Annotated in this window: 13 protein-coding genes; 3 read left to right on the top strand and 10 right to left on the bottom strand. The window is 67.8% G+C overall.

Annotation, left to right across the window (positions count from 1 at the left end; translation table 11 throughout):
• Nucleotides 1-77: 77 nt before the first annotated feature.
• A complete protein-coding gene (locus EKG36_RS05610) occupies nucleotides 78-992 on the bottom strand; it encodes an AEC family transporter (protein ID WP_126481892.1) in 915 nt (304 codons plus the stop codon).
• Between the two features lie 110 nt (nucleotides 993-1,102).
• On the opposite strand from EKG36_RS05610, the gene EKG36_RS05605 reads away from it, so the two are divergent.
• Nucleotides 1,103-1,609, top strand: a complete 507-nt coding sequence (locus tag EKG36_RS05605) for a hypothetical protein (protein WP_126481890.1) — start codon at nucleotides 1,103-1,105, stop codon at nucleotides 1,607-1,609.
• Nucleotides 1,606-2,202, top strand: a complete 597-nt coding sequence (locus EKG36_RS05600) for an SCO family protein (protein WP_126481888.1) — start codon at nucleotides 1,606-1,608, stop codon at nucleotides 2,200-2,202. The genes EKG36_RS05605 and EKG36_RS05600 overlap by 4 nt, the downstream gene beginning before the upstream one ends.
• A 14-nt stretch (nucleotides 2,203-2,216) precedes the next feature.
• Here EKG36_RS05600 and EKG36_RS05595 read toward each other — a convergent pair whose 3' ends face one another.
• From EKG36_RS05595 to EKG36_RS05565, 7 genes are all read right to left on the bottom strand, one after another.
• A complete protein-coding gene (locus EKG36_RS05595; RefSeq protein WP_126481886.1) occupies nucleotides 2,217-3,266 on the bottom strand; it encodes an alpha/beta hydrolase family protein in 1,050 nt (349 codons plus the stop codon).
• Between the two features lie 6 nt (nucleotides 3,267-3,272).
• Entirely contained in the window at nucleotides 3,273-3,971 is a 699-nt protein-coding gene (bamJ, locus tag EKG36_RS05590) for a BamJ family beta-barrel-assembly machinery protein (RefSeq protein WP_126481884.1), read from the bottom strand.
• 138 nt (nucleotides 3,972-4,109) lie between these two features.
• Entirely contained in the window at nucleotides 4,110-4,553 is a 444-nt protein-coding gene (locus EKG36_RS05585) for a universal stress protein (RefSeq protein ID WP_126481882.1), read from the bottom strand.
• A gap of 166 nt (nucleotides 4,554-4,719) precedes the next feature.
• The gene (locus tag EKG36_RS05580) at nucleotides 4,720-6,003 is read right to left on the bottom strand and encodes a TRAP transporter large permease (RefSeq protein WP_126481880.1); all 1,284 of its coding nucleotides are present in this window, start codon (nucleotides 6,001-6,003) and stop codon (nucleotides 4,720-4,722) included.
• A gap of 30 nt (nucleotides 6,004-6,033) precedes the next feature.
• Nucleotides 6,034-6,612 (bottom strand): TRAP transporter small permease, encoded by a 579-nt coding sequence (locus tag EKG36_RS05575; protein ID WP_126481878.1) that lies wholly within the window; start codon nucleotides 6,610-6,612, stop codon nucleotides 6,034-6,036.
• Nucleotides 6,613-6,796: 184 nt separating this feature from the next.
• Complete coding sequence (locus EKG36_RS05570; RefSeq protein ID WP_126482182.1) at nucleotides 6,797-7,822, bottom strand: TRAP transporter substrate-binding protein; 1,026 nt, start codon at nucleotides 7,820-7,822, stop codon at nucleotides 6,797-6,799.
• 103 nt (nucleotides 7,823-7,925) lie between these two features.
• A complete protein-coding gene (locus EKG36_RS05565; protein WP_246007441.1) occupies nucleotides 7,926-8,441 on the bottom strand; it encodes a TIGR02444 family protein in 516 nt (171 codons plus the stop codon).
• Nucleotides 8,442-8,494: 53 nt separating this feature from the next.
• On the opposite strand from EKG36_RS05565, the gene EKG36_RS05560 reads away from it, so the two are divergent.
• Nucleotides 8,495-10,438 (top strand): ABC-F family ATP-binding cassette domain-containing protein, encoded by a 1,944-nt coding sequence (locus EKG36_RS05560; RefSeq protein WP_126481876.1) that lies wholly within the window; start codon nucleotides 8,495-8,497, stop codon nucleotides 10,436-10,438.
• A gap of 12 nt (nucleotides 10,439-10,450) precedes the next feature.
• On the opposite strand, the gene EKG36_RS05555 is transcribed toward EKG36_RS05560, so the two are convergent.
• Both EKG36_RS05555 and dtd read right to left on the bottom strand, forming a co-directional pair.
• Nucleotides 10,451-11,857: a uracil-xanthine permease family protein gene (locus tag EKG36_RS05555; RefSeq protein WP_126481874.1), complete on the bottom strand. Its 1,407-nt coding sequence runs from the start codon at nucleotides 11,855-11,857 to the stop codon at nucleotides 10,451-10,453.
• Nucleotides 11,858-11,958: 101 nt separating this feature from the next.
• Nucleotides 11,959-12,399, bottom strand: coding sequence for a D-aminoacyl-tRNA deacylase (gene dtd, locus EKG36_RS05550; RefSeq protein ID WP_126481872.1), 441 nt, complete (start codon nucleotides 12,397-12,399; stop codon nucleotides 11,959-11,961).
• Nucleotides 12,400-12,420: the final 21 nt, after the last annotated feature.

The raw sequence follows: 12,420 nt of genomic DNA, 5'->3' as shown, positions 1-12,420 counted from the left end.
CCTCATCAACGCCATGTGCCAAGAGTAAATCGTTCTCATTTGCCTCGTCAACGTAAACGAGAACTTTTTTTATCTGTCTAGCCGGCGAGGCGTAGCCACAGGGGCAGGGTGAGCATGGCGAACAGGGTCTGGCCGGTGATCAGGGCGGCCATGAGCTCGGCGTCGCCGCCCAGCTGGCGGGCCAGGATATAGGCCGAGGTGGCGGTGGGCAGGGCAGCGAACAGCAGGGCCACGTCGCGGCTCACGGGATCGAGGCCGAGCAGCCGGGCCAGGGTCAGCACCGTCACGGGCATCAGCACCAGCTTGACCAGGTTGGCGGCCCAGACGCCCCGATCGCGGCGCAGCAGGGCCGGCGGGCGCAGGGCGACCCCGACCGCCACCAGGCCAAGCGGCAGCGCGGCCCGGCCGAGCAGGGCCACCGTGTCCTGGCTCCAGCCGGGCAGCCCGATGCCGGACAGGTTCAGGGCGATGCCGGCCAGGCAGGCCAGGATCAGCGGGTTGCGTGTCAGGGCGGCGAGGCTGGTCCTGAGCCCGGCCGCTCCCAGGGTGCCGGCGGCGATGAAGGCCGTGACGCACAGCACGTTGATCACCGGCACCATCAGGGCCACGGCCACCGCGGCCACCGTGGCGCCGGCCTGGCCATGCAGGGCCGCGGCCCCGGCCACGCCGACATAGGTGTTGAACCGCAGGCCACCCTGGAAGACCGAGGTGAAGGCCCCCGCGGCCAGCCCCAGGCGGTGACGCAGGCCCCACAGCAACAGGCCGAGCACGCCGATGGCCCCGAGCAGTACCAGGGCGAGCCGGCCCAGCGGGACCTGGTCGATTTCGGCCTCGGCCAGGGTGGCGACCAGCATGGCGGGAAACAGCAGGAAGTAGATCAGTTGCTCCATGCGCGGCCAGAAGTCGCCACCGGGTTGCTGGAGCCGGGCCAGCAGCGCCCCCAGCAGGATCAACAGGAACAATGGGCCCAGGGCCTGTGCCACGCCGTCCATGACGCCTCCTTGTCGGCTCGGCCCTGCGACATCCGTGCACACGGCGCCGCGGGCGAATGCTGTTAAGATCAAGTCTACCCTGCCACCGATGGAGGCGTCGCTTCACTGCCATGGCCCCTTCCGCCCCCGCCGAGCGCGCCCTGCGGCCGCCGCTGTTGCGCCTGCTGATCGTCATGACCCTGCTGACCCTGGGCGTGGCGCTAGGGTACCTGGCGCGGCATTCCCTGGACGGTGACGATGTCCGGTGGGTACCGCCGACGACGCCCTGCGACCTCCAGGCCGGGCCCTGCCGGGCCGCCCTCGGGGACGGCCGCACGCTGACCCTGGACCTCGCCGGCAAGGGGCCCATCCATGCCCTGACAGTGCTGCCCCTCGAGGTGCAGTTGGCGGGCACGTCGGCCGACGCGGCGGTGGTGACCTTCGTCGGCCGCGACATGGACATGGGGCTCCACCGCTTTCCCCTCGAGGCGGCCGGTGGCGGGGTGTTCCGCGGCGAGGGGCAGGTCGCGCTGTGTACCCAGGCGGTGATGCCCTGGCGAGCCGAGGTCGTGGTGGACACGCCGGGGGGGCGCCTGGGCAGCTGGTTCGACTTCGAGGCGACGAGGAGAGCACCATGACACGACGATGGCGACGCGCGATGGCGGCGGGGGCCGTCCTGTTGCTGGCGGTCATCGGCCTGTGGGCCTACCAGCAGCAGGCCGGTGGCGACGCGGGCCTGCCCGTTGGCGGGCCCATCGAGCTGCCCTCGACCCAGGGTGACTTCTCCCTGGCCCAGCTGGACGACGATCAGCTGGCAGTGGTGTTCTTCGGCTATACCTGGTGCCCGGACGTCTGTCCCATGAGCCTGGCGGTGGTGCACCAGGCGCGGCAGCAGATGGCGCCCGAGCAGCGCGACCGGGTGGTGCCGCTGATGGTCTCCGTGGACCCCGAGCGTGACACCCTGGCCCGGCTGGAGGAGTACCTGGCCTTCTTCGGTGAGGACTTCATCGGCGCCACCGGCAGCCAGGCCCAGCTCGAGGAGATCGCCGAGCGCTACGGCGTGGTGTGGCGCAAGGTCGAGACGCCGGACTCGGCCATGGACTATACCGTCGACCACAGCGCCTCGCTGTACCTGGTGGATCGCGACGGCGAGATCCGCCGCCGGGTCCTGCACTCCCCGACACCGGGGCCGCTCGAGGCGGCCCTCGCCGCGGAGTTCGGCGAGGGCTGAGCCGCGGTCCGGCGTCAGTCGCCGGCCGGGGCGGCCTGCAAGCGGTCGACCATGCCCATCAGGGACTCGACCTGACTCCCCCGGCGGGAGTCATGCAGCGGGTCGAGCTGCCAGGCGCTCTCGGCATAGCCCCACCAGTCCCAGCAGGCCTGGGGGTTGGCGAGGCTCGCCGCGGCCTGGGGATAGAGCACCACCCGCCGGTCGGCGGTCGCCCGGTCGTTCAGGCCGCTGTAACGCACGAAGGCCTCGTCGCCCTCCGCCGCGCTCATTTCGCAACCGTGCAGGGCCACGGTCAGTGCACAGCCGCCCTTCTCGCATCCCGTCGGGATGAACAGATAGCCGCTCTCGGCGAGTCCCCGGGCATCGAAGTCCGACTGGTCGAAGCGCACCAGCTTCCCGCCGCTCTCGTCCGACTCGCCGGGCGATGGCGTGCCGTGCAGCCAGGTCAACGCCGCCTCGGCGATATCCGGGTCGCAGGCCAGCAGGTGGCTGCCGCCGCCCTCGCCACAGCTCGCCAGGACATCCGCCGGAGCGTCGCTGTCGGCACCCACCGGCCAGCCATGGGCCACGTCCGCGCTTTCCCGGAAGCGTAGCTGCCGGTCCGGCGCTGCCAGCCAGTCCTCGAACTGATCGACCAGGGCGTGGCCCAGGGACGGGGCCACGGTCCCGTCGGCCCCGCCGTGCCAGACGAAGACGCGAAGGTCGGCCAGCGCCTCGGGGGCCCCCACCAGGTCGCGGGACAGGTAGTCGCGGTAGCGGGCCTGGATGGTCTCGAGGTCGGGAGGACCGAGGCGGGTAAACATGCACTGGCCCAGGGCCCGGCCGAGTTTCCCCCGGGCACAGGCCCAGGGCCCGGCGGCCACCACGCCGAGGCCGCTGAAGCGCGATGGCCAGGCCACGGCGAGCTGGGTCGCCATGTAGCCACCGCTGGAGACGCCGATCACGCTGGTGGCCTCGTTGCTGACACCGAGCGAGGGCAGGCCGGCGGGCGCCTCCTGGGCATGCAGCGGCGCGGCCAGCCCCAGGCCGAGACTGGCCGCCAGCAGTAGCGTGGCAACGCTCATCCGCACTTATTGGTCGTCGGCGGCGGTCACGTCGAGGAGCTCGACCTTGAACACCAGGGTTTCGTGGGGACCGATGGGGCCCTGACCTTCCGCCCCGTAGGCCAGGTCGGCGGGGATCACGATCTCCCAGGTGTCACCCACGCTCATCAGCTGCAGGGCTTCCTGCCAGCCCTCGATGACCTGGCCGACCCGGAAGCTGACCGGCTCGCCGCGCTCGTAGGAGCTGTCGAAGACGGTACCGTCGATCAGCTGGCCCTCGTAGTGGACCTCGACGGTATCGTCGGTGCCGGGCGTGGCACCATCGCCGGATTCGAGCTCACGATACTGCAGACCGGAATCGGTGACGGCCACGCCGTCCTGCGCCGCGTTCTCGTCGAGGTAGGCCTCGCCTTCGGCCTTGTTGGCCTCGGCCTTCTGCTCGGTCTCGGCGGCGCGGGCCTCCATGGCCTGCTGCTGGAACTTGGTCAGGGCGGCGGCCATTTCCTCGTCGCTCATGGCCAGCTCGTTGCCCTCGAAGACATCGCGGATGGCCTGGGTGAAGGTATCGACGTCCAGGTCCTCGACATCCTGCTGGATGCTCTTGCCGAGGGTCACGCCGAGGCTGTAGCCCAGTCGCTCGGCGTCGTTCTCGGGGGCGGCGGCCAGGGCCAGCGGGGCGGCGGTCAGCAGGGCCGTCAGGGAAGCGGTAGTCAGCAGTCTCTTCATGAAAAAAACCTTGGGCTCCGGCGCCTTGGCGCCATGGGTGTGAGGAATCCTTGGGACTCTAACAGGGCCGGGCCGGTTCCGCATCCGTCGCACGGAAGCGCAATCGGCCCGGTCTGGGGCAGTATCGGGGCGCCGGTCTCAGACGACCAGCGTGGGGCAGTGGGCGGATCCGGCGACTCGCTGAGCGACGCTGCCCAGCAGCAGGCCCTTTTCGCCGTTGGTACCCTGGGCGCCGATCACGATCAGGTCGCACTCCCGCTTGCGGGCAAAGCGCACGATGGTGCGGGAGGGACGCCCCCCCTTGACGAAGGCGCGGACCTTGTCCGACGGCACGCCGAGCTCGGCGGCATGGGCCTTGGCCTGCACCGCGATCTCGGTGGCGTATTCCTTGAGCACGTCATCGGGCAGCTCGAGCTTCTCGGGCCGCACCATGGAGAGCGAGGCCTCCAGCAGGCTGTGGTGCTTGAACACGCACAGCAGATAGAGTTCGGCGCCGGTCAGCCGCTGCAGGCCGACGGCCTTGTCCAGTGCCTTGATGGCGCCCTTGGAGCCGTCGACCGGCACCATGATCCTATTGAACATCGTCGCCTCCTCCTACGCTTTGTCTGAAAACTGCCTGCGCTCGCCCATCCGGCGTTAAAAATCGGCTCAAAGTACTCATTTACACCGCGTAAACTCCGTCTTTTCTCCGATTTTTGCCTTGTCTGGCCAGCGCTCGCCGACTTTTCAGACAAGGCTCCAGGGTCAGTTACCGAAAGGCCAGGTCGCGCAGGAACAGGGCGATCTGAGGGAACATGATAAGCAGGGCCGCGGCCAGGATCAGCAGGAAGACAAATGGAGGCGTGCCCTTGATCACGTCCAGGTAGGGCCGCTTGAAGATGGCGATGGCGGTGAAGATGTCGCAGCCGAAGGGCGGCGTCGCCGAGCCGATGGCCACCTGCAGGGTGATCAGGATGCCGACCAGCACCGGATCCAGGCCGGTGGCTTCCACGGCCGGGGCGAAGATCGGGGTCAGCACCAGGATGACCACGATGGGGTCGACGAACATGCAGGCCACGAAGAAGGCGATACAGATCGCGATCAGCACCCCGGTGGGGCCCGCCTCGTTGATGCCCACGGCCTCGAGGATCGTCTGGGGAATCTGGGCGAAGGAGATGATCCAGGAGAAGCCATTGCCCACGGCCACCAGGATGAACACCACGGCGGTGATCAGGCCGGTGGACTTGGCGATGGCGTAGATGTCGTTGATCTTCAGGGAGCGAAAGACGACGAATTCCAGCAGGATCGCATAGAGCACGCAGGCTGCGGCGGCCTCGGTGGGGCTGAAGATGCCGCCGTAGATGCCGCCGACGATGATCACCGGGAAGCCCAGCGGCCAGAGCGCCATGCGCACGGCCGTGAAGCGTTCGCGCCAGTTGGCGCGGGGCTCGGTGGGCACGTCCCGCACCACCGCATAGATCACGCAGTAGGTGGCGAACATCACCAGGATCAGCAGCCCGGGCCCGATGCCGGCGATGAACAGCTCGCCGATGGAGGTGCCGGAGATGACCCCGTAGATGATCATGCCGATGCTCGGCGGGATCAAGAAGGCGATGTCACTGGAGTTGATGATCAGCGCCAGGGTGAAGGAATCCGAATAGCCGGCCTTGAGCATTTTCGGGCGCAGCGGTGAGCCCACTGCCACCACGGTGGCCTGGGTGGAGCCGGAGACCGCCCCGAAGAGCGTGCAGGAGGCCGCGGTGCTGACCGCCAGGCCGCCCTTCACGTGACCGATGAAGGACATCACCATGTTGATCAGGCGGTCGGCCGACTGGCCCCGCGTCATGATATCGGCGGCGAGGATGAACATCGGCACCGCGATCAGCGAGGCCGGGCGGATGCCCGCCATCATCTGCTGGATCAGGGTCTCCATCTGCCCCAGGCCATTGAACATCATGTAGAAGCCGATGGCCGCCGCCGTGATCAGCGGGATCATCATCGGAAAGCCCAGCAGCAGCAGGGCGATCATGGTCACAACCATTACTGTCGTCATCTTGCGTTCCCCCGGGCTTGATGCCCTGCGTCAGACTTCCGTTTCCGTATCCTTGTAGCCGTCCAATACCGAGGTCGATAGGTAGACGTCACGGGAGGTCATGTTCTTGATGGCGGTGAGCAGGTACTGGATGCCGGTGATCAGAAAGCCCAGGGGAGCCCAGACGTAGATGATGTAGATGGGGAAGCCGAGCGCCGGCAGGATGCGTCCCTTGTCGTACAGATCGAGGATGTAGAGGACCGAGTAGTAGAGCAGGAAGAACATCACCAGGGAGGTGAACAGCGAGATCACGATCATCAGCACTCGTCGTCCACCCACCGGCAGGGCATCGTAGATGGCCGACATGCGGATATGCCGGCCGTGACGTGCCGCATAGCCGATGCCGGCGAAGGTGATCATGATGATCAGGATGCGGTTGATCTCGCCGGAGAAGAAGATGCTCTCGCCGAGCACGAAGCGGCCGATGACGTTGGCAATGGTATTGGCGGCCATCAGCAGCACGCCGACGGCGAGAATGACCGCCTCGAGCTTGCTGATGAAGGTATCGATGGTGCCGAGGAACCCCGGCAGCCCGGAGCGGTAGTGCTTCTCTGATTCTTCGTCGGTCATGGCCGTACTCCCTTGCAGCGGACATGGCGGAAAAACGGCATCCCTGTCGAGCAGCGTAAAGGCTCGCGCCGTGTCGGGGCGCCCGCGGGATCAACGTTGCGTGAACGCTGATGGACGGGGCCGCAAACAAAGCGGGGGCAGCATGGCTGCCCCCTCCCGTGGGTGCTGGCGGCCGTGGTCAGGATCAGCCCTCTTGCTGACCCTCCACGGCTTCAAGGTCGGACTTGAACTGCTCGAGCAGTGCCTTGCCGTCCTCGCCGGTCATCTCGAGGAACTTGTCCTCGACCTGGGGCGCGCGTTCCTTGAAGGTCTGGATCTGCTCGTCGCTGAGGCGCGTCACCGTGACCTCGTCGGAAGCCTCCTGGATCTTGGCCAGCGATTCCTGGGCCAGGCCCTGGATATGCTCGATGGTATGGCCATAGGCCGCATCGGTGGCATCCTGCACCAGCTGCTGGTCTTCCTCGGAGAGGCCCTCGTAGAAGTCCAGGTTGGCCATCATGGCGGTGGTGAACCAGCCATGCCCGGTGAAGGTCAGGTGCGGGGAGACCTCGTAGAGGCCACCGGACTCGATCCAGAAGATCGGGTTCTCCTGGCCGTCGATGATGCCGGTCTGCAGACCGCCGTAGACCTCACCCCAGGGCAGCGGCGTGGCGGTGGCACCGAAGGCGTTGTAGGTCTCGGCGAGCAGCGGGTTGGTCATCACGCGGATCTTCTTGTTGTCGAAGTCCGCGGGCTCGGTGATCGGCTCGTCGGCGGTGACCACCATCTCGCCTTCCGGATACATCTGGAGCAGCTTCAGGCCGTGCTCGGCGTAGAGCTCGGGGAACATCTCGTTGATGGCCTTGCTCTCGTCGAAGAACTCCAGCACCGTCTCCATGTCGGTGGGCATCAGATAGGGAATGAAGAAGATCTGCGCCGCCGGGATGAGGGAGCCGGTGAAACCGGGCGACTGGTTGACGAACTGCAGGATCCCGTTCTGGGTCTGCTCCATGATGTCGTCGGATTCGCCGAGCTCGCCGAAGCGGTAGACCTGCACGCTGTGGTCGGAGTTTTCCTCCACATAGCGCTTGAATTCCTGGGCGAAGACATCCTGTACATCGCCTTCGTACTCCTCATGGGCATAGCGCCAGTTGTCCGCATAGGCGGCGGTGGACATGCCCAGCACCACGGCGCCGATGCCGGCGGTGGTCAACAGCTTGTGTGACTTCATCATATAGCTTCCTCTGCTGATTATGGCCGGAGAAATCAGGATGATATCGCCCGGCGCAAACGATGGTTTTATTGTCGCAGATGAAATCAGGCTAGCTTGGGGCTCAGGAGGGGTCAAGCTGGCTTTCCAACGTTCTCAAGGCAAAAAGGTGCGATTTTTTCTGTAGTTGCGGACGAAGTGGCAGGGCGGCTTGCAGTTCCGGGGTGGGACGCGACAGGGGACGCAGGGCGTGCCCGGCGAGGCTGTGTTCCTCGAGGCGCAAGAGCGCCTCGCGTTCGGCATCGAGTTCGCTCGCCTTGAGGCGCTCGCGCAGGGCGGCGGCCCCTTCCCGGTGGCGCGCCTCGTCCTTCAGGGCACGGCGCAGCCGGCGCAGCGGTGCCGTGACCTCGGCCTGCCAGCGGCTGACCGCCTCGGGGGCCTCGCCGGTCGCCAGGCCGTGGTGATAGAGCCAGCAGCGCCAGAGCAGCTCGGCCACGTCGACCCCGGCATCGTCCTGGAGGTGCAGGCAGGCGGCCTCTACCCCGGGGCGGCCATAGAGGGCCAGGGCGAAGTCCCAGAGCGGGGTGGCGGCCAGCCGGGACCGCAGAGTCGACGGCATTTCGGTAGAATCGTCGCTCATGACACGGTTGTCGTCGCGATGGCGGCAGCCTCACCAATCAGAGTGGAGCCTGCATGATCGCACTGCGCCAAGTTTCCCTGCAACGCGGCACCCAAGCGCTGTTCGAGGACGCCGAGCTGACCCTGCATGCCGGTCACAAGGCGGGCATCGTGGGGCCCAACGGCGCTGGCAAGTCGAGCCTGTTCGGCCTGCTGCTCGGCGCCCTTGCCCCGGACCGCGGCGAGCTGGAGATGAGCGGCGGCCAGCGAATCGCCCATATGGCCCAGGAGGTGGAGGCGTTGGAGCGCAGCATCCTCGACTACGTGCTCGACGGCGACCAGGCCCTGCGCGACACCGAGGCGGCCCTGGAGGCGGCCCGGGCCCGCGGCGACGATCATCGCGAGGCGGAACTGCACGGCGCCATCGAGGCGCTGGACGGCTACAGCGCCCCGGCCCGGGCGGCCCAGCTGCTGGTCGGGCTGGGCTTCGGCCAGGCCGACCTGGCGCGGCCGCTGGCGGACTTCTCCGGTGGTTGGCGGATGCGTGTCAACCTGGCGCGCACTCTCTTCATGCCTTCCGACGTGCTGCTGCTGGACGAGCCCACCAACCACCTGGACCTCGACGCCCTGCTGTGGCTGGAGCAGTGGCTGACCCGCTATCCCGGGACCCTGCTGCTGATCTCCCACGACCGCGACTTCCTCGATGCCGTCTGCGACCATATCGTGCACTTCGACCGTCGCCGCCTGGTGCTCTACCGGGGCAACTATTCGACCTTCGAGCGCACCCGCGCCGAGAAGCTGGCGCTACAACAGGCCGAGGCCGCCAAGCAGCAGGCCCGCAAGGAGGAAATCGAGCGCTTCGTGGCGCGCTTCCGCTACAAGGCCACCAAGGCTCGCCAGGCCCAGAGCCGGCTGAAGATGCTCGAACGCATGGGCGACATCGCCGTGGCCCATGCCGACTCGCCCTTCCACTTCTCCATCCCCGCCGCCGACAAGACCTCCCATCCCCTGCTGGTGCTGGACGAGGCCGCCCTCGGCTATGCCGGTGAGAACGGCGATACCGTGCAGCTCGACCACGTCAGGCTGACCCTCCAGCCGGGCCAGCGCATCGGCCTGCTGGGGCCCAACGGCGCCGGCAAGTCGACCCTGATCAAGTCGCTGACCGGCGAGCTGCCGTTGCTGGCCGGGCGCCGGGTGCCCGGCGAGCACCTGGCCATCGGCTATTTCGCCCAGCACCAGCTGGAGGGGCTGGATCTCTCGGCCACCCCCTTCATGCACGTCCAGCGACTCTCGCCGCAGGCCGCCGACCTCGATATCCGCAACTTCCTGGGCGGCTTCGGCTTCCACGGCGATGACGTCTTCGCCGACGTGGCGCGCTTCTCCGGTGGCGAGAAGGCCCGTCTGGCGCTGGCGCTGGTGGCCTGGCAGAAACCCAACCTGCTGCTGCTGGACGAGCCCACCAACCACCTCGACCTGGAGATGCGCGAGGCGCTCACCGAGGCGCTGGCGAGCTTCGAGGGCACGGTGATCGTGGTCTCCCACGACCGTCACCTGCTGCGGGCCACGGTGGACGAGTTCTGGCGGGTGGCCGACCACCGCGTCACTCCCTTCGACGGCGACCTGGACGACTACCGGGCCTGGCTCAAGACGCGTCTCGAGCAGGAGCGCCGCGAGGCGCGGGTGGAGAAGGCCGAGCGCCAGGACGCCGGCGAGGCACCGCGGGAGGATCGCAAGGCGGCGCGTCGCGCCGCCGCCGAGCTGCGCGAGAAGCTCAGGCCGCTCAAGCGCGACCGCGACCGCGCCGAGCGCGAGATGGAGACGGTGCAGCAGGCCCTGGCCGGCGTGGAGGCGACGCTGGCCGAGGCCGAGCTCTACACCGACGAGGGGCGCAAGGACGAGCTCACCGCGCGCCTCGCCGAGCAGGGCGAGCTGGCCGCGCGGCTCGAGGCCCTCGAACAGGAGTGGCTCGCCGCGGAGGAGGCCCTGGAGCGCCTCACCGCCGAGCTCCAGGGGTCCTGACCGGAGCCTGGCTCAGGACGAGGCCCGGCGCGCCTCGCCCGGCTTGCCGCCCGTCGCGTCGGGCGATTCCTGCATCTGCTCGGCGATGGCCTCGCGCTCGCGGCGCTCGTCGTCGAGGCTCTTGCGGGGCAGCACCAGGTTCAGGGTGATCGCGACCAGCGCCGCCACCACGATCGGCGAGCCACCGATGACCAGCCGGACCATCTCCGGGAACCCGGCGATCGCCTCCGGGGCCGCGTAGATGCCCAGGCTCAGCGCCAGGGCCAGGCTGGCGATGGTGATGTTGCGCGACGACAGCTCGTCCCGGGTCAGCAGCTGGATGCCAGTCATGGTGATCATGCCGAACACGGTGACGGTAGCCCCCCCCAGCACCGGGTAGGGAATGGTGGTCATCACCGCGCCGAACTTGGGCACCAGGCCCGCCAGCAGCATGAAGCCGGCCGCCAGGGCCAGCACGGTACGGCTGATCACCTTGGTCATCGCCACGATGCCGACGTTCTGGCTGTAGGAGGCGGTGGGCAGGGCGCCGAACAGCGAGCCCACGGCGGTACACAGGCCATTGCCCAGCAGTCCGCCGGAGAGTTCCTTGCGGCCCAGCTCGCGGTCCATGCCGCCCACCGTGGTGGCCGAGAGGTCGCCGATGGTCTGCACCGAGTTGATCACGCAGATGACCACCAGCGAGACGATGGCTGCGGGATGGAAGGTCAGCTCGAAGGGCAGCAGTCGCGGGGCGCTGAACCAGGCGGCCTCGCGGACCGGCGAGAAGTCCACCAGGCCCATCGCCAGGGCCAGGCCGTAGCCCACCAGGATGCCGCAGATGATGGCCGAGAGCTTGAGGAAGCCACGGGCGAACTGCGAGATGACCAGCACCACGCCGAGGGTGACGCCCGCCACCAGCCAGTGCCGCGGTTCCCCGTAGCCGGCCTGGCCGATGCCGCCGGCCATGTAGTTGATGGCGATGTCATAGAGCGACAGGCCGATCACCAGCACCACGGTCCCGGCCACCACGGGCGGGAAGAAGTGGCGGATATGCTGGATGCCCAGGCCGACCAGGATCATCGCCACCCCGCCGATCACCTGGGCGCCGAGAATCCCCTCGATGCCGTACTGGGCGCCCACCGCGGTGAGCGTCGGCACGTAGGCGAAGCCCACGCCGAAGATGGTGGGCAGGCGGGCCCCGAAGCGGCGAATGCCGTAGAGCTGGAGCAGGGTGGAGACTCCGGAGGCGAGCAGCGAGATCTGGATCAGCCACATGGTGTCGCCGAGGGAGGCGCCCACGGCACCGGCGACGATGATGGGTACGGTCACGGTACCCATGATCATCGCCAGGATGTGCTGCAGTGACAGGGGCACGGCACGGGCCAGCGCAGGCCGCCCCTGGAAGTCGAAGACGGACGTGCTGTTGCGGGGGGTAGACATGGGGACAATCACCACTTGTTTTTGTACACAATCTATCCTGTGTACTTTTTCCACCCCTTGCAACCCATTTCCATTCTATCGATCGACGACCAAGGTCGCGGTCAGTGGCTCTCCAGCAGGAAGGTCACCGGGCCATCGTTGACCAGCGCCACCTGCATGTCGGCACCGAACTCGCCGGTGGCCACCCTCGGCCAGGCGTCCCGGGCCCGTGTCACCAGCAGCTCGAAGAGGCGCTCCCCCTCGGCCGGCGGCGCGGCACTGGAGAAGCTGGGGCGCAGCCCCTTGCGGGTATCGGCGGCCAGGGTGAACTGGGAGACCAGCAGCAGGCCGCCATCGACCTGCTGCAGGTTGCAGTTCATCTTGCCGTCCGCATCGCCGAACACCCGGTAGTGCAGCAGCTTGTGCAGCAGTCGCTCGACCTGGGGCGCCTCGTCGCCTTTCTCGACGCCGACCAGGGCCAGCAGACCATGGTCGATGGCACCGGTCTCGCGACCGTCCACGGTCACGCTGGCATGACGCACGCGCTGGATCAGGGCTTTCATGGGGGCTCCCTCGCTGGCTAA

The sequence above is a fragment of the Halomonas nitroreducens genome, assembly GCF_003966155.1.
GTDB lineage: Bacteria > Pseudomonadota > Gammaproteobacteria > Pseudomonadales > Halomonadaceae > Halomonas > Halomonas nitroreducens.
This window is presented reverse-complemented; position numbering and strand designations above follow the sequence as displayed.